Source organism: Erwinia tracheiphila (assembly GCF_021365465.1).
GTDB classification, from domain to species: domain Bacteria; phylum Pseudomonadota; class Gammaproteobacteria; order Enterobacterales; family Enterobacteriaceae; genus Erwinia; species Erwinia tracheiphila.
Genome location: NZ_CP089932.1, coordinates 3,383,013 through 3,408,672, shown reverse-complemented (window position 1 = coordinate 3,408,672; position 25,660 = coordinate 3,383,013). Strand labels below are relative to the sequence as shown.

Annotated in this window: 23 protein-coding genes, 1 tRNA gene and 9 pseudogenes; 22 read left to right on the top strand and 11 right to left on the bottom strand. The window is 49.2% G+C overall.

Features of this window, described 5'->3' with window-relative positions:
- Window positions 1-134: 134 nt before the first annotated feature.
- The 3 genes and pseudogenes from LU633_RS17800 to tnpA all read left to right on the top strand — a co-directional run bounded on the left by LU633_RS17800 (window position 135) and on the right by tnpA (window position 1,213).
- The gene (locus tag LU633_RS17800) at window positions 135-428 is read left to right on the top strand and encodes an antiterminator Q family protein (protein ID WP_016190076.1); all 294 of its coding nucleotides are present in this window, start codon (window positions 135-137) and stop codon (window positions 426-428) included.
- On the top strand, window positions 421-657 hold the full coding sequence (locus LU633_RS17795; RefSeq protein ID WP_016190075.1) for a hypothetical protein: 237 nt from the start codon (window positions 421-423) through the stop codon (window positions 655-657). Before LU633_RS17800 ends, LU633_RS17795 begins: the two co-directional genes overlap by 8 nt.
- Window positions 658-778: 121 nt before the next feature.
- A pseudogene (gene tnpA / locus LU633_RS17790) lies at window positions 779-1,213 on the top strand (IS200/IS605 family transposase).
- Window positions 1,214-1,566: 353 nt separating this feature from the next.
- On the opposite strand, the pseudogene LU633_RS17785 reads toward tnpA, so the two are convergent.
- Both LU633_RS17785 and LU633_RS17780 read right to left on the bottom strand, forming a co-directional pair.
- Window positions 1,567-2,865 (bottom strand): annotated as a pseudogene (locus LU633_RS17785) (tyrosine-type recombinase/integrase).
- Between the two features lie 164 nt (window positions 2,866-3,029).
- A tRNA-Arg gene (locus tag LU633_RS17780) sits at window positions 3,030-3,104 on the bottom strand.
- Between the two features lie 195 nt (window positions 3,105-3,299).
- Here LU633_RS17780 and LU633_RS17775 point away from each other — a divergent pair.
- From LU633_RS17775 to LU633_RS17755, 5 genes and pseudogenes are all read left to right on the top strand, one after another.
- Window positions 3,300-4,449 (top strand): annotated as a pseudogene (locus tag LU633_RS17775) (tyrosine-type recombinase/integrase); the annotation flags it as partial.
- 151 nt (window positions 4,450-4,600) lie between these two features.
- Window positions 4,601-5,309 (top strand): annotated as a pseudogene (locus tag LU633_RS17770) (IS256 family transposase); the annotation flags it as partial.
- Window positions 5,310-5,406: 97 nt separating this feature from the next.
- Window positions 5,407-6,615, top strand: a complete 1,209-nt coding sequence (locus tag LU633_RS17765; protein ID WP_016190071.1) for an IS256 family transposase — start codon at window positions 5,407-5,409, stop codon at window positions 6,613-6,615.
- A 300-nt stretch (window positions 6,616-6,915) separates the two neighbouring features.
- Complete coding sequence (locus tag LU633_RS17760) at window positions 6,916-7,137, top strand: toxin-antitoxin system TumE family protein (RefSeq protein ID WP_071598865.1); 222 nt, start codon at window positions 6,916-6,918, stop codon at window positions 7,135-7,137.
- A gap of 4 nt (window positions 7,138-7,141) precedes the next feature.
- Complete coding sequence (locus LU633_RS17755; protein ID WP_016190069.1) at window positions 7,142-7,501, top strand: HVO_A0114 family putative DNA-binding protein; 360 nt, start codon at window positions 7,142-7,144, stop codon at window positions 7,499-7,501.
- Window positions 7,502-7,733: 232 nt separating this feature from the next.
- Here LU633_RS17755 and LU633_RS17750 read toward each other — a convergent pair whose 3' ends face one another.
- Window positions 7,734-8,189, bottom strand: a complete 456-nt coding sequence (locus tag LU633_RS17750) for an antiterminator Q family protein (protein WP_016190068.1) — start codon at window positions 8,187-8,189, stop codon at window positions 7,734-7,736.
- Between the two features lie 76 nt (window positions 8,190-8,265).
- Window positions 8,266-8,493 carry a hypothetical protein gene (locus tag LU633_RS17745; protein ID WP_016190067.1) on the bottom strand — a complete coding sequence of 76 codons (228 nt, stop codon included), beginning with the start codon at window positions 8,491-8,493 and terminating at the stop codon, window positions 8,266-8,268.
- Window positions 8,494-8,622: 129 nt separating this feature from the next.
- On the opposite strand from LU633_RS17745, the pseudogene LU633_RS17740 reads away from it, so the two are divergent.
- From LU633_RS17740 to LU633_RS17700, 9 genes and pseudogenes are all read left to right on the top strand, one after another.
- Window positions 8,623-9,471: pseudogene (locus LU633_RS17740) on the top strand (YPO3983 family protein).
- Complete coding sequence (locus LU633_RS17735) at window positions 9,455-9,925, top strand: DUF943 family protein (RefSeq protein ID WP_016190066.1); 471 nt, start codon at window positions 9,455-9,457, stop codon at window positions 9,923-9,925. Before LU633_RS17740 ends, LU633_RS17735 begins: the two are co-directional and overlap by 17 nt.
- Window positions 9,926-10,254: 329 nt before the next feature.
- Window positions 10,255-11,272, top strand: a pseudogene (locus LU633_RS17730) (helix-turn-helix domain-containing protein).
- A 119-nt stretch (window positions 11,273-11,391) separates the two neighbouring features.
- Window positions 11,392-11,751: a GtrA family protein gene (locus LU633_RS17725; RefSeq protein ID WP_016190063.1), complete on the top strand. Its 360-nt coding sequence runs from the start codon at window positions 11,392-11,394 to the stop codon at window positions 11,749-11,751.
- Window positions 11,748-12,234, top strand: a pseudogene (locus tag LU633_RS17720) (glycosyltransferase family 2 protein); the annotation flags it as partial. The gene LU633_RS17725 and the pseudogene LU633_RS17720, both read left to right, overlap by 4 nt.
- A gap of 70 nt (window positions 12,235-12,304) precedes the next feature.
- Window positions 12,305-12,702, top strand: a pseudogene (locus LU633_RS17715) (transposase); the annotation flags it as partial.
- A gap of 141 nt (window positions 12,703-12,843) precedes the next feature.
- Window positions 12,844-13,155, top strand: coding sequence for a hypothetical protein (locus LU633_RS17710; protein WP_016190061.1), 312 nt, complete (start codon window positions 12,844-12,846; stop codon window positions 13,153-13,155).
- A 95-nt stretch (window positions 13,156-13,250) separates the two neighbouring features.
- On the top strand, window positions 13,251-13,397 hold the full coding sequence (locus LU633_RS17705; protein WP_157275211.1) for a hypothetical protein: 147 nt from the start codon (window positions 13,251-13,253) through the stop codon (window positions 13,395-13,397).
- Between the two features lies 1 nt (window position 13,398).
- Window positions 13,399-13,875 carry a hypothetical protein gene (locus LU633_RS17700; RefSeq protein WP_016190060.1) on the top strand — a complete coding sequence of 159 codons (477 nt, stop codon included), beginning with the start codon at window positions 13,399-13,401 and terminating at the stop codon, window positions 13,873-13,875.
- Window positions 13,876-13,916: 41 nt separating this feature from the next.
- Here LU633_RS17700 and LU633_RS17695 read toward each other — a convergent pair whose 3' ends face one another.
- The 3 genes from LU633_RS17695 to LU633_RS17685 all read right to left on the bottom strand — a co-directional run bounded on the left by LU633_RS17695 (window position 13,917) and on the right by LU633_RS17685 (window position 15,106).
- Window positions 13,917-14,222: a DUF1493 family protein gene (locus tag LU633_RS17695; RefSeq protein ID WP_016190059.1), complete on the bottom strand. Its 306-nt coding sequence runs from the start codon at window positions 14,220-14,222 to the stop codon at window positions 13,917-13,919.
- On the bottom strand, window positions 14,216-14,656 hold the full coding sequence (locus LU633_RS17690; RefSeq protein ID WP_016190058.1) for an STM2901 family protein: 441 nt from the start codon (window positions 14,654-14,656) through the stop codon (window positions 14,216-14,218). Before LU633_RS17690 ends, LU633_RS17695 begins: the two co-directional genes overlap by 7 nt.
- A gap of 204 nt (window positions 14,657-14,860) precedes the next feature.
- A complete protein-coding gene (locus LU633_RS17685) occupies window positions 14,861-15,106 on the bottom strand; it encodes a DinI-like family protein (protein WP_016190057.1) in 246 nt (81 codons plus the stop codon).
- A gap of 99 nt (window positions 15,107-15,205) precedes the next feature.
- Between LU633_RS17685 and LU633_RS17680 the strand changes: the two genes are divergently transcribed.
- Window positions 15,206-16,426 (top strand): ISL3 family transposase, encoded by a 1,221-nt coding sequence (locus LU633_RS17680; RefSeq protein ID WP_046371806.1) that lies wholly within the window; start codon window positions 15,206-15,208, stop codon window positions 16,424-16,426.
- 246 nt (window positions 16,427-16,672) lie between these two features.
- On the opposite strand, the gene LU633_RS17675 is transcribed toward LU633_RS17680, so the two are convergent.
- Complete coding sequence (locus LU633_RS17675) at window positions 16,673-17,713, bottom strand: IS481 family transposase (RefSeq protein ID WP_046371813.1); 1,041 nt, start codon at window positions 17,711-17,713, stop codon at window positions 16,673-16,675.
- A gap of 253 nt (window positions 17,714-17,966) precedes the next feature.
- Between LU633_RS17675 and LU633_RS17670 the strand changes: the two are divergent.
- Window positions 17,967-18,777: pseudogene (locus LU633_RS17670) on the top strand (IS5 family transposase).
- A 605-nt stretch (window positions 18,778-19,382) separates the two neighbouring features.
- Here LU633_RS17670 and LU633_RS17665 read toward each other — a convergent pair.
- Window positions 19,383-20,705, bottom strand: a complete 1,323-nt coding sequence (locus tag LU633_RS17665) for an IS4 family transposase (protein WP_046371900.1) — start codon at window positions 20,703-20,705, stop codon at window positions 19,383-19,385.
- 153 nt (window positions 20,706-20,858) lie between these two features.
- Here LU633_RS17665 and LU633_RS17660 point away from each other — a divergent pair.
- Window positions 20,859-21,979 (top strand): IS3 family transposase gene (locus tag LU633_RS17660; protein WP_152664185.1). Its coding sequence is split into 2 segments (ribosomal slippage): window positions 20,859-21,117 and window positions 21,117-21,979, totalling 1,122 coding nucleotides; the frame shifts between segments, so codons are not numbered across the junction.
- Between the two features lie 716 nt (window positions 21,980-22,695).
- Entirely contained in the window at window positions 22,696-23,085 is a 390-nt protein-coding gene (locus LU633_RS17655; protein ID WP_016190054.1) for a cytochrome c-type biogenesis protein, read from the top strand.
- Between the two features lie 31 nt (window positions 23,086-23,116).
- On the opposite strand, the gene LU633_RS17650 is transcribed toward LU633_RS17655, so the two are convergent.
- A complete protein-coding gene (locus LU633_RS17650; RefSeq protein ID WP_152664184.1) occupies window positions 23,117-23,338 on the bottom strand; it encodes a hypothetical protein in 222 nt (73 codons plus the stop codon).
- A 104-nt stretch (window positions 23,339-23,442) separates the two neighbouring features.
- Here LU633_RS17650 and mlaA point away from each other — a divergent pair, with 104 nt between their 5' ends.
- On the top strand, window positions 23,443-24,204 hold the full coding sequence (mlaA, locus tag LU633_RS17645; protein ID WP_016190053.1) for a phospholipid-binding lipoprotein MlaA: 762 nt from the start codon (window positions 23,443-23,445) through the stop codon (window positions 24,202-24,204).
- Window positions 24,205-24,251: 47 nt separating this feature from the next.
- Here mlaA and fadL read toward each other — a convergent pair whose 3' ends face one another.
- The gene (gene fadL / locus LU633_RS17640) at window positions 24,252-25,523 is read right to left on the bottom strand and encodes a long-chain fatty acid transporter FadL (RefSeq protein WP_016190052.1); all 1,272 of its coding nucleotides are present in this window, start codon (window positions 25,521-25,523) and stop codon (window positions 24,252-24,254) included.
- Window positions 25,524-25,660: the final 137 nt, after the last annotated feature.

Genomic DNA, 25,660 nt, shown 5'->3' with positions numbered 1-25,660 from the left:
TGAGGGCTGAACAATGCGCGAAATAACTGGCAGGGGGGCAGACTGAGTATGGGTGTGGGCTGGTGATTCCGACGATTAGACGGAATTAATCAAAATCAGTAAGTTATGAACGTTTACAGGGTGAGGGCTGAATAATGCGCGATATACGGGCAGTACTGAAACGCTGGGGAGAATGGGCGGCGCATGAAGAAAACCGTTCTGCATGGCCTGCGGTCTGCACCACCTTCCGGGGAGTGCTGGCGGGTAAATCATCTTTGCGTCCATCCTGTACCGACGAGGACGGCCTGATAATCGACGCCTGCGTATCGAGGCTGCACGTTGCTGGCCGTGATGCAGAACGCGAGGTGCTCTTTGCTTATTACGTCCTGCGCCTGTCTCTGCGCGATGTGGCTGATTTATTTGAAACCAACCGTATGGCAGGTGCGTAATCTGCTGTCCGGGGCTGAGAACTTCGTTAACGGCGGTCTGGTAGCGCTGGGCGTCAGGCTGGATATGGATCTGGTACTGAAAGCTACCGTGCAGATGAAAACGCCTGCATTTCTGCTGTGCGGTTTTGAGGACATTTCTGGTCGTGCGCTGAGGCGGGTTGATGGTACAAATTTGTACGTTGATGAAAATCAGTGGGTTTATTCAACTTCCCCCAATGGGGGAAATTAATTGTCATCCCTAAACCACCTCCTAGGGAGGTGGTGATTGATCCTGTAAGGCTATAGCCTGAAGAATGCCCATGCCGGAATATCTCTGCTTACTCACCACAAGTAAAAGGAGACAGACCGACATGGGGCTTTACAGGAGTTCATCACATGTATATTGGCGTTGCAAATACCACATAGTCTGAACGCCAAAGTATCGATTCAGGATCCTGAAAGATAAGCTGGGCAAGGAACTTTACAGGACAATCTATATTCTCTGCGGAATAAAAGATTGTGAGGTACTGGAGTTAAATGTTCAGCCAGATCATGTACATCTGGTAGTGATTGTCCCGCCCAAAATCTCTATATCGACCTTGATGGGTCACCTGAAAGGGCGTAGCGCCATCAGACTCTACAATCGTTTCCCTCACATAAGAAAGAAGTTATGGGGAAACCATTTTTGGTCACGTGGATACTTTGTCGATACGGTAGGGGTAAACGAAGAGATCATCAGACGATATGTTGGGCATCAGGAGAAAAGGGAACAAACGCATGAACAGCAGATGGAATTGCTAGAGTAGAAACAGGAAGGTAACAATAGCCCCCCTTACAGGGGGCATTCTCGAAAGCCACCTTCTAAGAAGGGGGTCTTTTACTTTAATCAGGTGGTTAGCCAGTTTGCGAATCTGTGCAGACTTGCATAGTTTTCATTCCGGCCACCAGCCAGAATGGAAATTCCCCCTATATTATTGAATATAAAGAAAAGAACGTAATTCGTTCTTTTGATGCCGGGTAGGGGGTGAAACAGATTATCAAAAACCTGTTTCAATACCTATTTCACTTAATATTATGATTTATTTATAAATATTAGTCACTGAAACAGTGAAACATATGAAACAGGTAAAATAAAGCTCACGTATGCGCGCGTAGAATTTCATTTCCTTTTTGCTATTGAAACCACATTATGCCCCTGCCCGGTATCGTGAGCGAAGTCATACGGCGTAACGTGTGCAGACCTGTTGGCGTCCAGATAATCAGCCCACCATTGCATCATTAAGCGCCTTTCCTCCAGGTATTCAGCGGTATGTACATATGGCGCTCTCACATCATTTCTTTCCTGGTGGCTCATCTGCATTTCTACAGCCTCGCGTGACCACAGTCCCGATTCTGCCATAGCGCCGCACGCCATCGTTCGGAATCCATGCCCGCAGGCTTCTGTTTTAGTGTCATACCCCATAGTTCTCAGCGCCTTATTGACTGTATTTTCACTCATAACCTGTTGCGGGTTGTGGTCGCCGGGAAACAGTCTGCTGTTATCCCCGCTGAACTCTTTTAGCTCTTCCAGTAATGCCAGCGCCTGCTTACTTAAAGGGACAACATGCGGGGTTCCCATTTTCATCCCGCGCCAGGAATAGCGCACACCTTCGATTTCTGGCCGTTTAGCGGGCACATTCCAGACAGCCCGATCAAAGTCGAATTCATCCCACCAGGCAAAACGCAGTTCACTGGAACGAAGAAACGTGAGCAGGGTTAACTCCACCGCCAGGCGGGTTACAGGCCTGCCGCTGTAATTGCTTATCCGGGAAAGAAGTTCGCCAAAACGGGCATGGGGAAGGGTGGGGCGGTGTTTTGTTTTTGCTGATTCCACAGCACCGGCCATATCCAGCGCAGGGTTACTATCAATAAGGCCGTTCTGCACGGCATAGCGCATAACAGAAGTAATGCGTTGTCTCAGACGCTTTGCAACATCATGCTTATTCGCAGAATCAGCACTGTTGACGGCGGCTAAAAGCTGGCGCGTTTTAAGCTGTCGTATGTCAGCACCGCCAATATGTGGGAAAACATAATGCTCCAGCGATCTTAATACGGCTCGTGCATGTGTCGGGTTCCACCTTTTCAGGCACCCGCCATACCACTGGCGGGTGATGGTTTCAAAAGTATATGCCCCCTCTGCTTCAGCCTATGCCCCCTTCTGTTCTGCTTTGGGATCAAACCCCTTCGCCAGTAGTCGTTTGGCGTCATCGCGTTTAGCTCTGGCATCAGCCAGGGAAACAGCAGGCCAGACACCAAAGGCCAATCTGTCTTCCTTTTTGTCAGAGGGGCGACGGTACTTCATGCGCCAGTATTTGGACCCTCGCGGGGTAACTTCCAGATACAGCCCCATGCCATCAGCGAGTTTATAGGCTTTGTCTTTGGGCTTTGCAGTTTCTACCTGTCGTGCTGTAAGTTTCATATCAGGGGGCATTTTTAATATCGAACCGAAGTGCCCCTGATTATGCCCCTTCGTGTATGCGGATTGCAATGGACGTCAAAACATTTACAGAGACTGCGAAGCCGCTATATCAAAGGGATTTAAAGAATTTTGTGGACTTTGCTGGAGGTGGAAATACCCGCGGATGGTGTCCCCTGCAGGAATCGAACCTGCAACTAGCCCTTAGGAGGGGCTCGTTATATCCATTTAACTAAGGAGACATTGCGCGGCTACGTTTCAAATCGTTCGATTGTGTCTCTATCCTATCGTAATTTCTCATTTTTTTTCAAGTGTTACGTTCCTTTTTGATTTCTCTTTGTTTCTGTGTGTCCCCGCTTGCCATCGTTTCGTTCACTTGCCAAAGCGTACATATTGAGCACAGAATGCAAAACACCGATGTGTACAGGATATATAACGTGGCTCTCAGCGATACCAAGCTTCGCAGCATCAGCGGCAAACCATACAGTGGCCCGTCAGAAGTAACCGATGGGGACGGCCTTAGTGTTCGCATAACTCCAGCAGGGACAATCACTTTTCAGTATCGTTTCCGCTGGAAAGCCGCACCTACGAGGATAACCGTATCCTTCAACAACATTAAAAGACGCGCGGATCGCCGCTGGTGAGATGCGGGCATTGTACATGAAGGGGGTTAACCCAAAAACCTATTTCGCCAGCAGTACCGGAGAGCTGACACTTAGAGAATGTCTGGATGAATGGTGGGGAAAGTACGTTAGTAGATTGAAAGAAAACACTCGTATTCTTTACAAGTCAGTTGTGTACAACGCCATGTACACAGAGTTTCGTGATGTACTGGTCGCCAGTGTTCCTGTTTCGCTTTGGGTGCAGTTCTTCGATAAACAGGAAAGTAATAATAAGAAAAAGGCGAGGGTACTTTTGCTGCAACTGCACTCTGTCATGAACTGGTGTATCAGCAGACAGTTAATCCCATCGTGTGAGGTGCTGAAACTTAGCGTCAAAAATATTGGTAAAAAGCCTGATATGGGTGACCGTGTTCTTACTTAGACAGAACTGGCGAAAATCTGGCTTGCCCTGGAGAACAACAAAGTATTTTCATCCAATAAATTATTGCATAAGATGCTTTTGCTGTGGGTTTTAAGGTTGTCAGAATTACGTCTGGCCACTCCTGAAGAATTCAATATGGAAGACATGATTTGGACAACGCCATCTACCTATTCGAAAATGGGAAATGTCATTCGCAGGCCAATATTTAAACAGACTGAACCGTTTGTTGAACGGCTGTTGGCTATGAAAAATCCGGTTATGTTTCCTGGGCAGGAACTGGATAAGGCAATTAACCGATCATCTTCTAATCTCTACATGAGAAACTTAAGAAAGAAAATTGATATACCTGAATGGCGTACCCATGACTTCAGGCGCTCACTGGTAACGAATTTATCTGGAAAGGGTATTATGCCCCATGTCACCGAAAAGATGCTGGGGCATGAGCCTGGAGGAGTAATGACCGTCTATAACAAGCATGACTGGCTGGAAGACCAGCGCAAAGTTTATGAGCTGTACGCTGATAAAGTCTTTTGGCACGTTGAACTAGATCGGTTAACACCACCATCATCAATCCATTTTAGTACTGCCTGGCGGCTGTATCGGGCCGGGTGTGTTAAAACCGGGAGACTGTAATTAAAATTGTGTAATTTCCTGTTTTTGATATGTTCACTCCAACAACGAGGACAGGCAAATTATGGACGAAAAGAAACTTAAAGCCCTTGCGACTGAACGGGCTAAAGGTCTTAAAACCGAAGCTGACCTTAACCAGTTTTCCCGAATGCTGACGAAGCTCACCGTCGAAACGGCGCTCAATGCTGAACTGACCGACCACCTCGGGCATGAGAAAAACGCGCCCAAAAAAGGCTCTGACACCCGCAATGGCTACGCATCAAAAACGCTGCTTTGCGATGATGGCGAGATTGAGCTGAACACGCCGCGTGACCGCGAAAACACCTTCGAACCTCAGCTGATTAAGAAGAGCCAGACGCGTATCACGCAGATGGACAGCCAGATTTTATCCCTGTACGCCAAAGGAATGGCCATGCGTGAAATTGTTGCCACGTTCAAAGAGATGTATGACGCCGATGTCTCACCCACCCTGATATCTAAAGTCACCGATGCCGTAAAAGAACAGGTCGCTGAGTGGCAAAACCGGCAGCTGGATGCACTTTATCCCATTGTTTATATGGACTGTATTGTCGTAAAAGTTCGTCAGAATGGCAGCGTGATAAACAAAGCTGTTTTCCTTGCGCCGGGCATTAATACCGAAGGTCAGAAAGAACTGCCGGGGATGTGGCTGGCTGAACATCCTGACAGAGCTGAAAAATCGCGGCCTTCAGGATATCCTGATTGCCTGCGTGGACGGACTGAAGGGCTTCCCGGATGCGATAAACAGCATTTTTTGTTTTTCTCTTCTTCTGTTATTTTGAGCCTGTACATAGATTTGTGTAATTGCCTGATTTTGATATGTTCAATCCAGCATCAAAAGCAGGTTAATTTATGGACGAAAAACAGTCGCAGTCCCTGGCTAACGAACTGGACAAAAATCTCAAAACCCCTGACGATCTCAGTCAGTTTGATCGACTGCTGAAAAAAATCAGTGTCGGGGCGGCGCTCAACGCCGAAATGACCCGTCACCCCGGCGACGATAAAAATCAGCCAGAACCGGCGACCAACGCCCGCAACGGCCACACCCAAAAGACGGTTATCACCGGCGATGTCCCGCCGGAGCTGTGTACACCGCGCGATCGTGATGGCTCCTTTGAACCACAACGGGTGAAGAAAAACCAGACCCGGAGCACCGGGGTGGATAACCCGATCTTATCGTTGTACGCCAAAGGGATAACCACCCGCGAGATAGCGACCGCATTCAAAGAGCTGTATGACGCCGATGCCTCGCCAGCGCGGGTCTCAAAGGTAGCTGATGCCGTCATGGAGCAGGTCACCGGATGGCAAAACCGGCCACTGGATGCCGTTTGTCCCATCGTTTACCCTGACTGTATCGTCCTGAAGGTCCGGCAGGACAGTCGCGTCATCAATAAATCCGTGTTCCTTGCCCCGGGTATCAACATCGAAGGCCAGAAAGAACTGCCGGGTATGTGGCTGGCCGAAAACGAGGGCGCGAAGTTCTGGCTCCATGTGCTGACCGAACTAAAAAACCGCGGCCTGAACGATATCCTCATCGCCTGTGTTGATGGTCTGAAGGGCTTCCCGGTCGTTATCAACGCGGTGTATCCGCAGGCCCGCGTCCAGCTGTGCGTCGTGCATATGGTGCGCAACAGTCTGCGGTTCGTCTCCTGCAAGGACTACAAAGTCGTCACCCGTGACCTGAAAGCCATCTGTCAGGCCCCGACGGAAGAGGCAGCGCTACAGGCCCTGGATGTGTTCTCCGGGACATGGGACAGTCGCTATCCCCAAATAAGCCGGCGCTGGCAGGCAAACCGGGCCAGCCTGTTGACGTTCTTCGCTTACCCGGCAGACATCCGCAAGACGCTCGACACGACCAGCGCCATCGAGCCGCTGAACAGCGTGATCCGGGATGCCATCAAGAAACGGAAGGTGTTCCCGACTGACGACGCAGTGAAAAAGGAGGTGTGGCTGGCAATCCAGGCCGCATCACAGAAATGGAGGATGCCACTGAGAGACTGGCGCATGGCAATGAGCCGTTTTATTATCGGGTTCGGTGACCGCCCGGACGGCCACTACTGAGAAAAGGCATTTACACAGAATCATGTACAGGGTCTAATTTCTGGATATAAGTATTCACACTGTTCACCAAACATAATAAGCAAATGATTTATAAGTAAAAATACAGGTGAATACTTATAATTTTAGTATTCACCAAGTATTAATACTATTCACCTTAAAAGGGTTTTGATTTTTACCCCTCGCCCGCTAAATTGGTGCGAATTGATGTATTTATTTACATCAACAAGGAGATAAACCCATGCACTCTGTTGAGTTGATGAAGCGCCGAATCCAGATAGCTCTGATAACGCTTTTGCTTCAATCCGCATTCTGGAAGTAGACCCGGCAATCTTAGGACGCACACACCAGTACAAATACAGCCGGGCCTACATTGTGGATGGTGTGTGCGTCATGCGGTACGACAACGAGCGCGGCAAAGGCGATCACAAGTACATTGGCGAACAGGAATACCCGGTGATATTCACCGCCATTGAAAACCTGATCGCCAGTTTTCAGGCAGATATTAACCTGTTGAGGAGGTAACACCATGCGAGTACTGACCGTCAGAGTAATGACCACTGATGATGCTTTCCGGGCGGCAATGTCGGACGCCTCCCGCGCAATGAAAGGGGGTTTTATCGGTTCAGAGCTGGTATTCCCCGCGGTAGAACAACTGGCAAAAACCATGCTTGCCCCTAACCGCTGGCAGATCATCAAAGCAATGGAAGGAAAGCAGGCCGTGTCTATCCGCGAGTTATCGCGCATTGTTAATCGTGATTTTCGCGGCGTATACAACGATGTTCAGTCACTACTGAACGGGGGCGTTCTGGACAAAGACGGCGAGAAGATCGCTTTACCCTATGACCGGATACACATTGAGTTTAATTCAGACGATGCAGCGGCGTAGCTGTGCCAGCTAATGCCACCAGCCGGGATAAACTATCTTTCTGGCTGGTGGCTGGTGGCTGGTGGCTGCGGCGATAAATATGCAAACCTGCACAGATTCACAAAATGGGTAAGTAATTGATTTATTTGAGTCCCTTTGTTGGAGGGAGTCGGATAACTAACTGATTAAAATTAATTTCCTATAGTGCAGGAATTCATCCTTCAGTTTTGAAGGATGGTCAAACTCTCGACCATCAACCCGCCGCCAGCGCACAACCAGAAATATCCTCAAAGCCGGACAGCAGAAATGCAGGCGTTCTCATCTGCCCGGTGGCTTTCAGTACCAGATCCATATCCAGCCTGACGCCAGGCACCACCAGACCACCGTTAACGAAGTTCTCAGTCCCGGACAGCAGATTACGCACCTGCATACGGTTGGTTTCAAATAAATCAGCCACATCGCGCTGAGACAGGCGCAGGACGTAGTAAGCAAAGAGCACCTCGCGTTCTGCATCGCGTCCGGCGATGTGCCGCCCCGATACGCAGGCGTCGATTATCAGGCCGTCATCGTCGGTACAGGACGGACGTAAAGATGATTTGCCAGCCAGTACTCCCCGGAAGGTGGCGCAGACCGTGGGCCATGCAGAGCGGTTTTCTTCATGCGCCGCCCATTCTCCCCAACGTTTCAGCACTGCCCGTATATCGCGCATTATTCAGCCCTCATCATTTCTCATCAAAAACGTTTCAACCTGCATGGTTAAATCCATTATAATAAATTGATTTTAATCAAATTTTAAATTTGACTGGAGCCACCAGCAATCCGATTACTTCCATGACCGGTAACGCTATCAGCAATTCATCCCGGCAGGTTTCGCAGCGTACAGACGTGCGGATCGACAATATTGAGATCCAGACGCAGCCACCGACGCGAAAGGCATAGCACAGGAAATCCCCGGAAGCCTGAAAGATGCCACATGGTATTTTGATGATGGCCTGAGAGCGTAGAGCGTCCAACTATCCCCCCTGCCCGGAATCTGCAAAAAATTACGGGCAGGGGCTGTACAACGTTTACACTCTGACCTTTCACCGTGTATTATTCCCTGTGAAGACCTCCACGGACGATTACACAAGGAATGTTTCACAATGACCGCACTACAGTTCCCCAGTACGATATTTAAAACCCGGAAGTGGATGGACGACTACAGCGCCAGCGATATGCGCGGCGGGGATTTAACCGAAGCACAGTTAAAATCACAGTACCGGCTGGTGGATGTTTCCACCAGGGCCAACCCTTACACCCTGACGAAAATCACCCCGTTTACTCAGCCACAGTCTATGTTTTATGGCTCCCGTGGAGAAGGTGAGAAAATTACCCGTCAGCAGTGCGCGGCTATCCTGTTTGATGAATTCCGCAATTTATCGCGTTTGTTCTCGGTTTATGGCCCGTACAAACACCTTATCGAACAGATGATCACCCATATGCAGAACGGCAACGGTTCGCCCTTTCGTGATATAGCGTTGGATAGGGCGTTGAGAGAACATATTCTCAGGGATAATACAAAAAATAGTACTCGCTTGAGACTGGGGAAACTTTAAATGACAAAATTGACTGGGAAGAAAAATGTTACCCATTAAAAGAAATGCACTGGCTAAAAGAAACAATTCTTGAAGGTAAACTCCCTAAATTTGACCGTTTCCAGGATAATTTCAACGGCATGGGGATCACCGTCCATGATACCTGGGCAACGCATATTACGATTAAATCACTCCAGATTGATAATGATCGTTACCGGGCTGTGGTGCATTACAAAGTCCAGGATCACTTTGGCCTTGATGTTGATGATATTTCAAAGTTTAAGTTTAACCAGTTCCGATTTTTCCGTATCTGGTTTGTACTTCAGCGTTATAATCAGTTTGGTTTCAGGCCATTTATGACCAATATGGAAGCCACCATAGAAATCACCGGAGCCCGCAAATGAGAGTAAAAAATAAGAAAACTATGGCTTTGCTCTTCCTTGCTGGTTGCGTGTTGCCTGGCTACTGGCTTTGGTTGTCGCTGCGTCCTGTAGAGATTATTGCCGTTCATCATAGAGGGAATAATTTTAGTGCTATTTTGGTTGAAAATCCTCCAATTACAGATAAGGGTAAAATAAATTGGTGGATGGAAAACAAAGCTATTTTTAAAGAAAAGTATAACGTTCCTGACCCGGCGGAGGATGGTTCTTTTTCGGTTACCGTCTGGTTGTTTGGGGATGGTTATAAAGAGGAGGGGAAATATGACAGATTCTGTTTCAATGATATGAAAACCAAAAAAAACTGTATTGAAAAAGATGCTGTATTCACTGTGACTAATAGTAAAAATATAGGTACTGTTTTTACTATATATGATGGTGATAATTATCGCTTAGGCCAGAATGGTGACATTATAAAAGTCGCCTCCGATTAGTCGGTGCGTGTCAAGGTAGTTCTGCCGCCCTCGCGTAGTGACAGCAATAAAATCATCCACCCTATCCGGCTTGCACCAGCCGTGTGGAAGTAGCAAAATGCTCAGAAGGTTATCCCGATGGGGAGAAAAGCGGCAACGCCTTACCGCCTGCCTCAACTCCTTTCATTAAGGTGATCGCGTGGGTGGCGAACGTAGCAGATGAGTGATTTTATCGCGCTATTTGATTATGTATTAGTCGCGACGTGATCTGACACCGGACTCTGAAAGATTGAGGGTTGCCGGTTCTGATATGGGTGTCGAATCCTTATACAAAACGCGAGGTCACCCTCATGCTCCATACTCACAATCCCATCATCAAACACAAAGCCGGCCTGCTCAATCTCGCCGAATAACCCGGTAACGTATCAACAGCCTGCAAGAGCACGGGCGTGTCACGCGACACCTTCTACCGTTATCAGGAGCTGACGAAGAAGGCGGCATTGACGCGCTGGTTAACCAGAACCGCCGGGTTCCCAACCTGACGAACCGCGCCGACGAAGCCACTGAACGCGCGGTTGTTGAATATGCCGTTGAGTTCCCGGCCCCCGGGCAGCACCGGACCAGTGATGAGCTGCGTAAAAAAGCGTGTTTACCTCCGGCAGCGGCGTGCGCGCCATCTGGCAACGACACGACCTGGAGAACTTCCGTAAACGCCTGAAGGCGCCTGAGGAAAAGCTCGCCAGAGAAGGTATCGTGCTTACCGGTGCCCCAATCGCCGCGCTGGAGAAAAAGGCGCATGATGATGAGGCCAGTGGCGAAATCGAGACCGCTCACCCGGGCTATCCCGGGTCGCAGGACACCTTCTGTGCTGGCAATCTGAAAGGGGGGCCGTATCTGCCCGCAGACGTTCGTGGATACGTACCCGAAAGTGGCACACTGCAAGCGGTATACGAGTAAAACGCCGAACACTGCCGCCGACTGCCGTTCTGTGAGGCTCAGGGGCTGCCGGTGCTGAGAAGACTGACCGACAGGGGAACGGAGTACTGTGGTAAGGTGGAGCAGCATGATTACCAGCTTTATCTGGCCATCAACGATATCGACCATACGAAAACGAAGGCGATGTCCCCACAGACCAACGGCATCGGTGAGCGCTTCCATAAAACGATTTTGCAGGATTTTTATCAGGCCACGTTCCGCAAGAAGTCATATGGGGAGCTGGAGAGCCTGCAAACGGATCCGGACAACGGGTTGTGGCATGACAATAATGAGCGGGCTCATCAGGGGAAAATGTGCGGCGGGCGAACGCCAGCGGCCACGTTACCTGATGGAAAACGGGTCCGGGCAGAAAAGAATCTGAACCGGATGTAATCCGACAGGCACCTGTATAAATAACCGGTAACTGTCAGAATAGGTCTGAGCGGGTACAGATAAAGTCATTGGCAGGATCTGATTTTTGATAAGGAACCCGGTCTATCCGGTCGTCTGATATGCTAAAACTATTCGCCAGATATTCCTTTATAGGGGTCTTTAACACGCTAATACACTGGCTGGTCTTCTCGTTGCTTTATTCACAAGAAGTCAGCCAGTCCCTGGCAAACCTTGTGGCTTTCTGTATCGCCGTTACATTCTCATTTTTTGCTAATGCACGCTGGACATTCAACACTGAAGCGACGACCATTCGCTATGGCCTTTATGTATTTTTTATGGGTTCTATGGCGGCTGGTATCGGAAAATTAGCCGACCATGCACATATTAACCCGGTAATCATGCTCATAGCGTTCTCAGTTCTCAGCCTGGCATTCGGCTTTATCTACTCAAATTTCATTGTTTTCAGGGAGAAAAAGTGAAAATTTCTCTGGTTGTTCCGGTCTTCAATGAAGAAGACGCAATACCCATTTTCTACCGTAGCGCAAAAGAAAAGCTTTCCACTTACAATATTGAAATCATCATTTATCAATGATGGCAGTACCGATGCTACTGAGCAGATTATCAACTCGCTTGCAGAAACTGATACTTCTGTTAAGGCAATCAACTTCATTCGTAACTTTGGCAAAGAGCCGGCCCTGTTAGCAGGTCTGGAGAATGCAACTGGCGATGTGGTTATCCCGATTGATGTTGACCTTCAGGATCCAATTGAAATCATTCCATCACTAATAAGTAAGTGGCAGGAGGGTTGGTCGGTTGTGCTGGCCAAGAGATGTGACAGAAACAGTGACAGCCACTTTAAACGGAAAACCGCCGCGTGGTTTTACAGCCTTCATAATAAAATCAGATCTCCCCAAATTGAAGAAAATGTCGGTGACTTTCGCTTTCTCTCCCAGGAAACTGTAGTGGCACACTAAACCTGTCCACCTGAACAGAGGTGATATCATCGTCTCATAGTTAAAAACAGGTGACATTATGACCGGACGTAACAGACGCAATTTTAGCCCCGGATTTCGCCTCGAAGCTGCCCGGCTTGTTCTTGATCAGAACGACACCGTCACCGCTGCTGCCACGGCAATGAATGTCGGTAAATCCACGATGGATAAGTGGGTTCGGCAGTTGAAAGAAGAGCGAGCGGGAAAATCCCCTACAGCTTCACCCATGACACCTGAGCAAATTGAAATACGCGAACTTAAGAAACGACTTCAACACGTTGAAATGAAAAGAGATATATTAAAAAAGGCTACCGCGCTCCTGATGTCAGACTCCCTGAACAGTTCTCATTAATTGAGAAACTCAGAGCGCGGTTTCCTGTTGCCGTTGTGTGCAATGTGTTTGGGGTTCATCGCAGCAGTTATAAATACTGGCGGCAGCCAGAGAAACCTGACTCTGCACGGGTGACGCGGGGAATGATTCTGGATAAAGTCAACTGGCAGTAATTCTACTCAGCTGACGGAAATATTACCGTCAGTCTTCCTGATAATACATCCGTAAACGGCCCCGGCTGGCCTGCCATGCAGCAAACAATCAGCAATGGCATCAAAGGAAGAGCGGCCAGTGGCGCGAACAGTGATATCACTTCACTCACCGGGCTGACAACAGCACTGAGTATTGAGCAGGGCGGTACGGGAAAAACCAGCACGGCAGATGCTATTACCGCGCAGGGTGGACTGCCAGTGTCGGGTGGAACCATGAAGGGGCGCTGGACTGGATTTCAGCGGCGATCCTGCAAACCAGCCTCGGCAACAGTGGCTTCACCGCTATTGATACAAACGGCTCTCAGTCCGGCGTTACCGTACATACCTCTATCGGGACGTTTACAATAAAATTTGGCAGCATGGTTGTAATTGCTAATGCGGCTGGCGAGGGGACGATATCATACTCTTCAGCTTTTACGACGCGGGCCGATACGGTAATGATAATGAACGGTGATAATGGCCACAACACATCGGACGGCACTATTTACGGCATTAATTTTAACCAGTCACGCACCGCAGGCTTTGACTATCACGCAGTCAACCGCGCTAACGCAATGATGCGTATAAATTTCATCGCAACAGGCAGATAATATGAGCTATTTGTACAGTATGAAGACGAAGGGATTTTATCCTGCAGGCGAAGAAGAACAGCAACCTTATATTGAAGCCGCGACGCTGCCGGATGATCGGCAGGCCATAAGCGATGAGGATTACGCAGCCTTCTTTAATCCGCCTGATGGCTGCTATGGGGTGTTTGATGAAGCCGGGCCGTACCTTGAAAAAGTCCCTGAGCCGGACCACGCCGCAGAAAATTTACAGACGGCTCAGGATGAGTACGATTCTGTGCCTGAGCACATCACAGCACTGCAACAGCGTATGGATGATGACGATTACAACGACGCGAACACAGAGGAATCGGTGAAGGCGCAGAAGGCGACGTGGACAATCTACAGGAAAGCGCTCAGGGCTTATATTGCTGCGGCTGACGGCACTAAGTCTCTTCCCACCGCTCCCCGGCAGAGTCTTAAGGCAGGCACAAAAGACCCGTGCCGGTATGGCCGGGTTTGATTACTGTCCATAAATTTAAAATTATGATGGGTAAATATCATTCATAATTTAATATCCTGCCATACCCCAATCTCTGCTGAACGAATTAAAAGGTCTATCGTAATTGGGGCGTGAGGAGCGCTCAGGTCATCGGGGAAATATCTCTGAAAATTAATGTCTTTAGGATTTAAATTGAATGTCTCAGCATATTTAACCAATAAATCATAGGCGTCCTCAGGAAGCATCCTGAAGTCATCATTCAAATCGGTTTCTCTCTTCAATACAGGGCGCTTACTACTGAAAAGCCCAGGTCCGTTATAGGTTTCAATTAAATCGAATACGGACTTTTCGATATTTTTATCTACCATATACGGTCTTCCTTCTTGACTATATTGTTGTATTTGTTAACAGCTTTCCATATGATGAGACCAATATCAGAACCAACAATCACCCATCCTACTACTGGTATTGTTCTTCCAATTGCAGCGGCAAGATTATTTGTCGTCCGAATCTTCACCTTGAACGGATTTGGGCCGCCAACCAGGGTTGGGACGGGGCGGGAAAGCGTAAAGTTTTTAATATATTTCCGGCACCACAGGGAGGCGCGTGACGTGCCATACTTTGCGCCACCTAATTTGCCAGGAACGTAGATATTGTTATCACCAGCGAGTAGCATTGCTGCGGCAGCAAGATTCACTGTGGATGTTACCAGCCCGACAAAATGTTTAGAGACAACATCTACGGACACCCAGAAAAAAAGCTCACCTGGAGACAGGTTGGTGAATCCGCGATAATCCGCCATAGAAGTATCCATCAATTTTCGCAACAGTATCCATCAGTAATCTCCTTGTACCAGCGCTATTGAAATCCCTTCATCGGATTACCTAATCATAACCTGGCCTTAACATTAGTAAATTATGGTGATTTAAACAGTCTGGATGGGCGTACAGATTTAAACACAGGCGCGGGGACTCAATTGCCCGGCACACCAGGCTTAGGACTATTTTTAAACTTCATTCACCAGCCACATATCAGCCTCCTCAAACATTTCTTCCAGCAGTCTGTTGAGCTTCTCTTTTTCGCTTTTGCTGGCATCGGTGTTAATGCTGCTGTTATCCATCATTGGTTTCACTTTTACTTCTGCCTGAGGGAAGATACGGTGCACACGCTTCTCCAGTTCAGCCAGGATCAGCGCTTTAGCGTTCGGCAGCTCTTCAACATTGCGTTTGTCATAGATGAGTTCGACGTACATATTACACCTCTGATTTATACTGGTTTAAATATGGGTCTTCCCCTGTTGTGGTGGCTAAGGGCATTATGATGGCAGTCTTGATTTTCTGAGGAGTCTGCCATGGACGAAAAGTCCCTCTATGCCCATATCCTTAACCTGTCCGCACCGTGGCAGGTAAAATCCCTTTCTCTTGATGAAAAATCTGGTTCAGTGACTGTGATTGTCGGCATTGTCGGGCACACTCAACTGACCTGTCCAACATGCGGTAAATCCTGCCCCATACATGACCACCGGCGTCGCAAATGGCGTCACCTCGATACCTGTCAATTCACCACGCTGGTTGAAGCTGATGTACCCCGCATTGACTGCCCCGAGCACGGTTGCCAGACACTGCCGGTTCCGTGGGCGGGGCCAGGCAGCCGCTACACCCTGTTGTTCGAAGCCTTTGTTCTTTCATGGCTGAAAATTAGCACCGTGGATGCTGTCAGAAAGCAGCTCAAACTCAGTTGGAATGCCGTGGACGGCATCATGATGCGCGCAGTAAAACGAGGCCTGGCCCGGATAAAACAACCCTTATCGGCCCGTCATCTCTGCGTGGATGAAGTCGGGTTCAAAAAAGGACACCAGTACGTCACCGTTATCTCTGACAGGCAGGGACGCGCTTTGCAACTGACCGACGATCGCGGTGTAGAAAGTCTTGCCAGTTATCTGCGTAGCCTGAGAGATCACCAGCTTGAAGAGATAAAAACGCTGTCTATGGACATGAACACGGCCTATATCAGTGCTGCACGCATCCATCTCCCCAATGCCGTGGATAAAATCGCCTTCGATCACTTCCATGTGGCAAAAATGTTGTGCGCCATCGTTGATAAAACCCGTCAGGCTGAGATGAAACAGATCCCGTCGTCAGACAGGAAAGACGCCCACCGCTCACGCTACTTATGGTTTTACAGCAAACAAAATCGCTTTGGGCGCCGCGCTGAGAGGTTAGAAGTTGCCCGGCTGGTGTTACCGCAAACGAACCAGTGCTGGGTAATGAAAGAGCTTGCCCGCGATCTGTGGCACCGCCGCTATGACGACCATAGCCGTAAGTTGTGGCAGGAATGGATGGCGATGGCTAAAGACACCGGCATACCACTCATGGTCAGCATTGCCCGCATGGTGGCAAAGCGGCTTTACGGCATTCTGAATGCGATGAAAAACCGGGTATCGAACGGCAATGCGGAGTCTCTGAACAGTAAAATACGGTTGCTGAGGATCAAGTCACGGGGCTTCAGGAATAAAGAACGGTTCAAGCTGGGCGTAATGTTCCACTACGGGAAGCTGAACATGGCGTTCTGAGTCTCCCACCATGATCGGGGAAGTCCCTTTAATATACAGAAAATTAGTAGTGGATTAACAATGAATAAATCAGTAATGAGAAAATTTGGGAGTTGTTCAACATTACGGGAAAAGACTAAGAGATGAGTTTAACCGAATGATAGTGCGTACATGGATTGGTACATAAAAAACAAAACAACCATATTATGTGTACTAGCTCAGACCTGATCTGACAGTTACCGGTTATTTATACAGGTGTCTGTCAGATTACATCTGGTTCAGATTTTTTTCTGCCCAGACTCGTTTACCATCAAGTAACGTGGCCATTGGCGTACGCCCGCAGCACATTTTTCCCTGATGAGTTCGCTCATTATTGTAATGCCACAACCAGTTGTCCAGATCCGTTTGCAGGCTCTCCAGGTCTTCGTATAACTTCTTACGGAACGTAACCTGATAAAAATCCTGCAAAATAGTTTTATGGAAGCGCTCGCAGATGCCGTTCGTCTGCGGAGACATCGCCTTCGTTTTTGTATGGTCGATATCGTTGATGGCCAGATACAGCTGGTAATCATGCTGCTCCACCTTACCACAGTACTCCGTTCCCCTGTCGGTCAGGATCCTCAGCATCGGCAGTCCCTGAGCCTCGTAGAACGGCAGTACGCGATCATTGAGCAGGTCTGCGGCGGTGATCGGCGTTTTACTCGTATACAGCTTGCAGTGTGCCACTTTCGAGTACGTATCCACGAACGTCTGCTGGTAGATACGACCCACACCTTTCAGATTGCCCACGTAGAAGGTGTCCTGCGACCCGAGATAACCCGGGTGAGCAGTTTCGATTTCTCCGCTGGCCTCGTCATCGTGGGCCTTCTTCTCCAGCGCTGCGATTTGAGCGTCGGTAAGCACGATGCCTTCTCTGGCGACCTTTTCCTCAAGTGCCTTCAGGCGTTTACGGAAGTTCTCCAGGTCGTGCCGTTGCCAGATGGAGCGCACGCCGCTACCGGAGATAAACACGCCTTTTTTACGCAGCTCATTACTGGTCCGGTGTTGCCCGTGGGCCGGGAACTCAACGGCATATTCAACAACAGCGCGTTCAGTGGCTTCGTCGGCGCGGTTCTTCAGGTTGGGGACGCGGCGGTTCTGGTTAATCAGCGCATCGATGCCGCCTTCAGCAGCCAGTTCCTGATAACGGTAAAACGTGTCGCGTGACACGCCCATGATCTTGCAGGCTTTTGATACGTTACCGAGTTCTTCGGCGAGATTGAGCAGGCCGGCTTTGTGTTTGATGATGGGATTGTTAGTATGAATCATGAGAGTTACCTCGCGTTTTGTTTAAGGATTAGACACCCATATCAAAACCGGTAACTCTCAACCTTTCAAGGTCCAGTGTCAGATCAAGTCGCGACTAATACATATTATGTATATGATACTTATTGTTTTATTTTTATCCATTTAACTAAGAACCTATCCCGGAAGGGATTGCCAGATACTAAAAAATGGCAATTTCTGAGGGCGAAGAATGGCGGGCGGCAAGTGGCAAATCAGCGTTTAACTTTGGGAGAAAATGGCTCCTCCCATCCCTGAACATAAAACTCAGCATCCGCCGGGTACGCATCGTCGGCGGGTTGATAATCGTGCTGCAATGAACGCTGTTTTCTTTGTACTCAGAACGGGTTGCCAGTGGAATGCCCTCAATGCCACAGAGCGCTGCTCGTCAGGCTCTGCCCACCGACGATTTCAGGAGGGGCGTGATGCCGGGGTGTTTGAACGCTTCTGGCAGAACGCCTTGCCTGCCTGCGAACATCCGGACGGCACTGACTGGTCATGGTTATCAACAGATGGCTGCATGACCACATCGCCGCTGTCAGGGACAAAAAACTGGCCGCAACCCCACGGACAGAGGGAAACAGGGCGTAAAGCGCAGTCTGATGACAGATGCCAGCGGGCTTCCTCTTTCACGGGTCGTTGCAGCGGCGAACACCCATGATATCAGACTGGTTGCGGATACACCTGATGCTCTTCAGACGGGGCGTCAGGTGCAAAAACCCGGGCTATGCCCGGGCAACGGCGACGAAGCGGTCTGGCTGAAAACATAGCTGCAAAGCCGCCGTTACGAGCCTCATATTCAGCCCCGAAAAGAGGAATCCGATGCCAGTAAATCAGGGGAGGTCAGGGTCCACAGGTGGGCCGTCGGGAGGGTTCATAGCGGGATGAACCGGTTTCGCCAGCCCCTGACCCGACGGGAAAAGACGTCTGAAAATGACGAGGTCCTGTTGCATTTTGCCTGTGGTCTTATCGTATGGAATAACGTCCTGTTGAGACAGGCTCTAAGGAGACAGTGTCGGCAGTATATTGTAGTTTTATCAGCAGATTAAGCAGTTATCCATCTGACTGATGTTTTTGTCATCAATGCTTTCTTTGCCAGGGGCTTGATGCTCGTCGATAAGCCATCATCCCCGGTTCTGAGTCTGCCCTTACTGAAACGTGCAATTCCCGAAAAAGTTGGGCCAGATCAATATTACTCTCATCACTCAGGAATACTTTAATCCGAAATCCCCTGTCTGAATCATTCCTGAGGAATTTACTATGCCAACCAAATTAACGCTCACCATAATTATTGCTATCTGGCTAAGTTACATTGTGTTTGCTGCGGGATATTACGCCAGTACTTTCGCCCTGTTTAACTGAGCGCCGCGGTCCGTGCTGTAGGGTTAGCAGAAAAGCAGTCGATATTGCCAGGCGACAAAATAATGTCTGGCTTTCATTCCGTCCTTTGAAAATCGCAGCTTACCGTGTTTGCTTTAAACAGGTTAGTTGCGATTGATACCAGTGAGTTATGCAGATCTGATAGCTAGCCGTCCCGGGCATTTTTTTCTTTCTTCCCTTGGCCTGATGACTTTCCAGAGAAAACCGGCATATCGCACAACGCTATGGTCATGGCTCTGAGATACGATTCCATTGACCTGCTCCCTAATGCTGGTCACTTAAGGTGACCAGCAACCTTTTTATCCGGATATTTCCTGCTCTTTACCCTCAACTCTCTCGGGTAACTTCGCTCTCTTCTACCCGGTAACACAAGCCATTTCGCCTGTTCATACAGGGTTCTCAGTTCTCCCGGCATTTTTCCCGGCGAAGCCCAGGGCAGGGTTATCAGCATCCGGATTATTTCGCTTATCGCTCCACTGAAGCTCAGCTGGTAAGGCAGGTAATCTCCTTTCAGATGGAACGCCATCTGCACCATCTGATATCGCACCAGGTTATAAGCCAGCAGTACCCCCCATAGCTCCTGTCTCACCAGCTCCGGCAGGCGACTGCGTAATGTCCACCGGCTGTCCAGCATACCCTGCTTTGCTTCCCGGTAGCCCAGTTCTGTTTCCCAGCGGTGGCGATATAGCTCGCTGATATCTTTACCCGGATAGCGATTCGGGTCTGTCAGTGACGTCAGCACCTGCCTCTCTTTACCGTCTACCCTGCGGGTCAGCAGTCTTGCCACCATTTCTTCCGGGACCCCTGGCCATTGCTTCCTGGCTCGTGGACTGGTTTTCAGGCATATCAGTTCATCTCCACGCCCCAAACGGCGAACCACCTGATACTGTACGTGTTTTTTCAACGGCAACAACCAGTGACGGTGTTCTCCTGCTGTCTGCCAGTGATGAAGCAGACCCATCGAATAAAATCCCTTATCGAACAGGGTGATACTGTTATTCGGGGTTTTCTCCGTCAGGTGTTCAGCCAGCCGCATTTCACTGACTTTTTCACTGTCGAATGCACTGGCGGCGATCAGATGGCTGCTCAGCTCCATCAGACAAACCATTCGCACCTGAGGATAGCCGCCTTCGCCGTACTGGCTGCTGTGTTTACTGAAGACGGCTCTGTTTTCCGGCGTATCGGCGGTACGCCAGACCACGCCGTCGACAGCAAACAGATTCAGACCGTGCCATTTTGGATGTGCAGCCTGCTGATTCCAGTGCTGCTGTGTGATATCAAAAAGCTCCCGCACTGCATTTTCACCCAGAGTCTTACGGCGCTGAATGACAGCGCTGCGTGCGGTAAAAGGAGCTCCGGTCCGGTCAGTAATATCCATCAGATTGACGATTTCGGTCATCGGACGATCGCAAAAAATGGACATCCCAACGACAAGCCAAATCATGGATTCGAGGGAAAGTTTACGTTTACGCAAAGTAACGGTATCGGTCAGGGTGAGCGCCTGCTGAATAAGCTCGGGAGGAATAAGGTCGGCGAGACTACGGGCGCGCTCAGGAGTGGCGGCATTGATGATGCCGAGGGCCTGGGAAAGTTCCATTTAAAAAGGGTTCCATGATGAACATAGAACCCTTTTTACCGCATAAACCGGATCGGTCAACCGATCCTTAAATGATCGGCATTAACCTGCTCCCCGTTGATTAATACAGCGCGATGTTAGTAATGTCTTCATAAGTCACATGAGGACATCCCCATGAAGAAGCGATTTTCCGACGAACAGATCATCAGTATTCTCCGCGAGGCCGAAGCCGGGGTTTCGGCCCGGGAACTCTGCCGCAAGCATGCTATTTCAGACGCTACCTTCTACACCGGGCGCAAGAAGTTTGGCGGCATGGAAGTCCCCGAAGTGAAGCGGCTCAAGTCACTTGAAGAGGAGAACGCCCGCCTCAAGAAGCTGCTCGCTGAAGCCATGCTGGATAAGGAGGCGCTTAAGGTGGCTCTGGGCCGAAAGTTCTGACGACAGACCAGAAGCGGGAAGCCGTGGAAGTCATGTGTGAGATAACGGGTCTGTCGCAACGTCGTGCCTGCAGGCTGGCCGGTCTGTCCCTTTCAACCTGCCGTTATTCGGTTCAGCGTCCGGCTGCTGACGCGCAACTATCTCTGCGTATCACAGAGCTGGCACTTGAACGTCGCCGATTTGGTTACCGGCGCATCTGGCAGTTATTGCGTCGGGAGGGCCTTCACGTCAACCACAAGAGGGTTTGCCGCATCTATCACCTTAACGGTCTCGGTGTAAAACGCAGGCGACGCCGTAAGGGTCTGGCGACTGAGCGGCTTCCGCTTCTCCGCCCGGATGCGCCGAACCTGACATGGTCGATGGATTTTGTCATGGATGCACTTGCCAGCGGCCGCCGGATTAAGTGCCTGACCTGCGTGGATGATTTCACGAAGGAGTGTCTGACGATCACCGCCGCTTTCGGTATTTCAGGCGTTCAGGTCGCACGTATTCTGGACGGCCTCGCGCTGTTTCGCGGCTATCCGGCAACGATAAGAACCGATCAGGGCCCGGAATTTACCTGCTGTGCGCTCGAACAGTGGGCTTTTGAGCATGGTGTAGAACTGCGACTTATCCAGCCGGGTAAGCCAACACAGAACGGATTTATTGAGAGTTTTAACGGACGCTTTCGGGATGAATGCCTGAATGAGCACTGGTTCAGCGATATTCTTCATGCCCGGAAAATCATTAATGACTGGCGGCAGGATTATAACGAGTCCAGACCTCATTCATCGCTGAATTACCAGACGCCGCTTGAATTTGCAGCATGCTGGCGAAACGGGAAACATGAAGAAAAACCAACCGACATTACTAACTGAAGGTTGTATCTAATACTGGGGGCAGGTCACCATGACAGACCAGGAGCGTCTTGAGCTTTTAGCCAACATAGAGAGGACTCACTCGTCAGTATCTGGCCACAAGCCAGGTGACAAGCAAACGGGTTGAGGGGCTTCATTAGCCCCGTTGTCTAAAGGCGATTTAAAAATGATTTAAACGCTGATTGATGCGGTCCCTCGCTTTATCAGAATAAGTGACTCAAAAGCAGTTACACAGAATTTTTTCTCATTTCAAAAAATGCACTTTTCTTTGCAGGGTTAATCTATAACATAGTGCCACAAGCCGATTCCATACCCGCGAAATCCCGTTTTTTTTCATTTATTTCCTGCCTACGCTGTTTCTCATTCCTTGTGGTTCATAACACAGAGTAAGTGGCGTAAAGCCTGTTGAGGAGGTGGCCGGGATCCTTAGTAAAAAAAGTGTAACTTCATGAATTATCGGAAAATGAAATGTAATCCTGTAAGAAACCTGATTAAAGAACTAAAGCGGATAATTGCTCCGGATAATGCTTATTAATTGAGTCTGTGAGAGGGTGACGGTATGCTCTGGGCTAATGAAAGTGCTCAGGACGTCCTGAGGATTCCTCTGAAAAATGGCAATGAAATGTTCATTGTCACAAAGTAAGACGGTTTGCATAGTGGGTGAGGGAATACTCAAAAAGTAACTGAAAGATAAATCAGGCAAGGAGGCGAAATCCATGAAGATCTGCATCATTTTACTGATGTCATTACTGCTGGCGGCGACTAAGGTGCTGTCTGAGACGACCTACAGCTCAACATTTTCTGCAATTGCGGAACAACAATATCCTTACTTCACTGAAACACTACGTTGCCCTGAATGTCAGTACAAAAGTATTGCTGATTCCGGTTCATTTATTGCGGCTGATATGAGGCTCATAACGTTTCAGTCGCAGATGATAAGAAAGAAATCTGACGAAATAAACGCGCAAATGGTGGACAGTCATTGTCCCGATGTGGTTGATCGGTCTTCTAATCTCCTTCTCTGGGCCGGCCCTGCACTTTTTGCATTTTTAGGGGCAGCGCTCATTCTTTTACGAGCCAGAATACGTCGACTGGGCCAGCGTTAATCTGTGCGCAAAGCAGAGAAACAGAAATACGTTACTTAACCTCAATAACTTCAGCGTGATTATCTGACCTTGCAGCGATGAAGGCTGCAGCAGGCTGATTTTCCATCACGTCCGATAATAATACTGCCAGAAAAAATGTTGCCTGCAGGCAGAGTAATGTATATTTTTGTCGCTGTTTTACTCTGGCGCACGACGCTAAAAGAGAGTGTATCTCTCTTTTAACAGTCGATAGAGGAGCTGCTATCTTTTGCACTTAAGCAGATCCACGGTCCTATATTTTAAGTGCAAGCTTTCTCAGTCCGTTAACATTCATCAACAAAAATATACATACCTACTACTTGCTACAGGGAGAATGATATGAGCTACCGTGTGATGGGCATCGCGCTCGCCAGTATGCTGCTGTTTGGCTGTGCCAGTTCACAAAGGGCGGATCAGCCGCAGGGCAGACCCGATCCGTTGGAAGGCTTTAACCGCTCCATGTTCAACTTTAACTATACTGTGCTCGATCCTTACATTGTCCGTCCCGTGGCAGTGGCATGGCGTGACTATGTTCCTGTCCCAGCGCGAACCGGTATAAGCAATTTCCTGGGGAACCTCAGTGAGCCATCGACCATGGTGAACTATTTTGTGGAAGGTAAGCCCTACAAAGCAATGATCCATTTCAATCGTTTTTTCCTGAACACTATTCTTGGAATGGGCGGTTTTATTGATGTTGCCGGAATGGCAAATCCTGCGCTGGCTAAAGAAGAACCGCACCGTTTTGGCAGTACGCTGGGCAACTATGGCGTGGGCTATGGAACCTATGTAGTTCTGCCGGGCTATGGCAATTTTACCCCGCGGGAAGATGTAGGTGGCCTGGTTGATAATCTTTACGCCCCGCTGGGCTTGCTGACGTGGTGGATGTCTGTTGGCAAATGGACGCTGGAGGTGGTGGAAACCCGTGCGCGGCTGCTTGACAGCGATGCGATGCTGCATAATACCGGCGACCCTTATTCATTCGTCAGGGCAGCCTACTTCCAGCGTCATGACTTCCTGGCGAGAGGGGGGAAACTCACTCCGCAGGAGAATTCAAATGCGGCGGCAATTCAGGGCGATCTGAATGATATCGATGCCAACTAGCTAAAAAAAGGTCTGTCAATGACAGGCCTGCTGCATATGTGTCGCCATTAAAATTTATAGTTAAAGTTCGCGCCATACAACCATGCTTTGCCGGTTGAATGGAAAGTGTAAGGGCCTTCTTTAACGGTGACATCCTGGCCGTGCATATAGGAAATACCCAGGTCAACTGAGGTATCCTGATTGAAAGCATAAGAGGTACCGGTACTTAGCCATAAACGGTCCTGATCGGGTATGGAGATGGTGCGGTTATCGGTCGGTACCGGGCTGTCATCGAAGGCAATGCCTGCGCGGAATGTCCAGTTATCATCATAAAAGTAAGATGTACCTAACGCGATTCTGTAAGCATCTCTGTAACTTTTATCTTTTTGGAACAGCGTCTGGCCACTGCTACCCGTTGCTTTCAGCTCCTGGAACTGACTCCAGCTGGTGTAGGCCATGCTGTAATGAATGACCCATTGAGGAGCAACCTTATGATAGCCGGAGACTTCCCATACTTCAGGCAGGTTGAGTGTTAAGGCTCCGGGGATGGTTGAGCCACTGGTTGCGTACGGTAACCCAAGGTTTAGCGGGTTAATGGAGCCAGGCAGGTCGCTTCTGTAATTGCCGTCAAAATCAACCTTGACTTCAGATCGATAGGTGAAACCAAACCGGTTATCTTTATCAACCTCATATAAAACCCCGGTATTCCAGCCATAGCCCCATTCGTCCCCTTTCAGGTGTGCGATTTGAGTATCTGAGGGTAACCCCAGCGCCTGGCCTGACTCACCGGCATAGCGTTCAATTTTGGCTCTTGCATAAACGGCATCGAATCCCACGCCAAAGCTAAAATGTTCGTTGAGCCGATAAGCCGTGCTCAAATTCAGATTCATGGTTTGCAGGCCCGTTTTTCCGGCGTAGAACCCTGCGGTGTAGTCATTATTGTACTCAGTCGCCAGCCCGTAATTCGATGTCGCCGACGCGCCCAGCCACCAACGATCGTTTAATGGTTGAACATAGTGAATATTGGGTACCCATTGCGACGGCGCGATATTACTGGCGTTGAGACTCCATCCGGTCGGACTGCCGCCGTTGACGCTGACGTCGGGGTCGATAAACACCGCGCCAATGGAAAACTCAGGACTATCCATCAGTACCATGGTTGCCGGATTACGGCTGGCTGAGGCTGCCGTGTCCCCCATCGCACCTTCACCTGAATAAGCCCGGCCCAGACCAATAGCGGAAAATTCATTAAGCTGGAAGCCTGCTGACCAGACGGTTGAAGAAACAAGCACCACTGCCATGGCTAAAGCCGACTTTGCAAACAGGTTTTTATGGTTCATGACCACAACCTCATTATCTGATTATTATTTACTCTGTTGCATCAAGTAACAAATGCCGGGGAGTGCAGGGACGGAATAACAACTGACAAATCAGACCAGTGGCCCCAGTATAGGTCTGACCTGTTACGCAGTGGCAA

Excerpts from the sequence above, each read along its gene's own strand:
- LU633_RS17800 (WP_016190076.1), top strand. The coding sequence starts at position 135 with ATGCGCGATATACGGGCAGTACTGAAACGCTGGGGAGAATGGGCGGCG.
- LU633_RS17765 (WP_016190071.1), top strand. The coding sequence starts at position 5,407 with ATGGACGAAAAACAGTCGCAGTCCCTGGCTAACGAACTGGACAAAAAT.
- LU633_RS17755 (WP_016190069.1), top strand. The coding sequence starts at position 7,142 with ATGCGAGTACTGACCGTCAGAGTAATGACCACTGATGATGCTTTCCGG.
- LU633_RS17750 (WP_016190068.1), bottom strand. The coding sequence starts at position 8,189 with ATGCGCGATATACGGGCAGTGCTGAAACGTTGGGGAGAATGGGCGGCG.
- LU633_RS17735 (WP_016190066.1), top strand. The coding sequence starts at position 9,455 with ATGAGAGTAAAAAATAAGAAAACTATGGCTTTGCTCTTCCTTGCTGGT.
- LU633_RS17725 (WP_016190063.1), top strand. The coding sequence starts at position 11,392 with ATGCTAAAACTATTCGCCAGATATTCCTTTATAGGGGTCTTTAACACG.
- LU633_RS17710 (WP_016190061.1), top strand. The coding sequence starts at position 12,844 with ATGCAGCAAACAATCAGCAATGGCATCAAAGGAAGAGCGGCCAGTGGC.
- LU633_RS17705 (WP_157275211.1), top strand. The coding sequence starts at position 13,251 with ATGAACGGTGATAATGGCCACAACACATCGGACGGCACTATTTACGGC.
- LU633_RS17700 (WP_016190060.1), top strand. The coding sequence starts at position 13,399 with ATGAGCTATTTGTACAGTATGAAGACGAAGGGATTTTATCCTGCAGGC.
- LU633_RS17695 (WP_016190059.1), bottom strand. The coding sequence starts at position 14,222 with ATGGTAGATAAAAATATCGAAAAGTCCGTATTCGATTTAATTGAAACC.
- LU633_RS17690 (WP_016190058.1), bottom strand. The coding sequence starts at position 14,656 with ATGGCGGATTATCGCGGATTCACCAACCTGTCTCCAGGTGAGCTTTTT.
- LU633_RS17685 (WP_016190057.1), bottom strand. The coding sequence starts at position 15,106 with ATGTACGTCGAACTCATCTATGACAAACGCAATGTTGAAGAGCTGCCG.
- LU633_RS17680 (WP_046371806.1), top strand. The coding sequence starts at position 15,206 with ATGGACGAAAAGTCCCTCTATGCCCATATCCTTAACCTGTCCGCACCG.
- LU633_RS17675 (WP_046371813.1), bottom strand. The coding sequence starts at position 17,713 with ATGATTCATACTAACAATCCCATCATCAAACACAAAGCCGGCCTGCTC.
- LU633_RS17665 (WP_046371900.1), bottom strand. The coding sequence starts at position 20,705 with ATGGAACTTTCCCAGGCCCTCGGCATCATCAATGCCGCCACTCCTGAG.
- LU633_RS17655 (WP_016190054.1), top strand. The coding sequence starts at position 22,696 with ATGAAGATCTGCATCATTTTACTGATGTCATTACTGCTGGCGGCGACT.
- mlaA (WP_016190053.1), top strand. The coding sequence starts at position 23,443 with ATGAGCTACCGTGTGATGGGCATCGCGCTCGCCAGTATGCTGCTGTTT.
- fadL (WP_016190052.1), bottom strand. The coding sequence starts at position 25,523 with ATGAACCATAAAAACCTGTTTGCAAAGTCGGCTTTAGCCATGGCAGTG.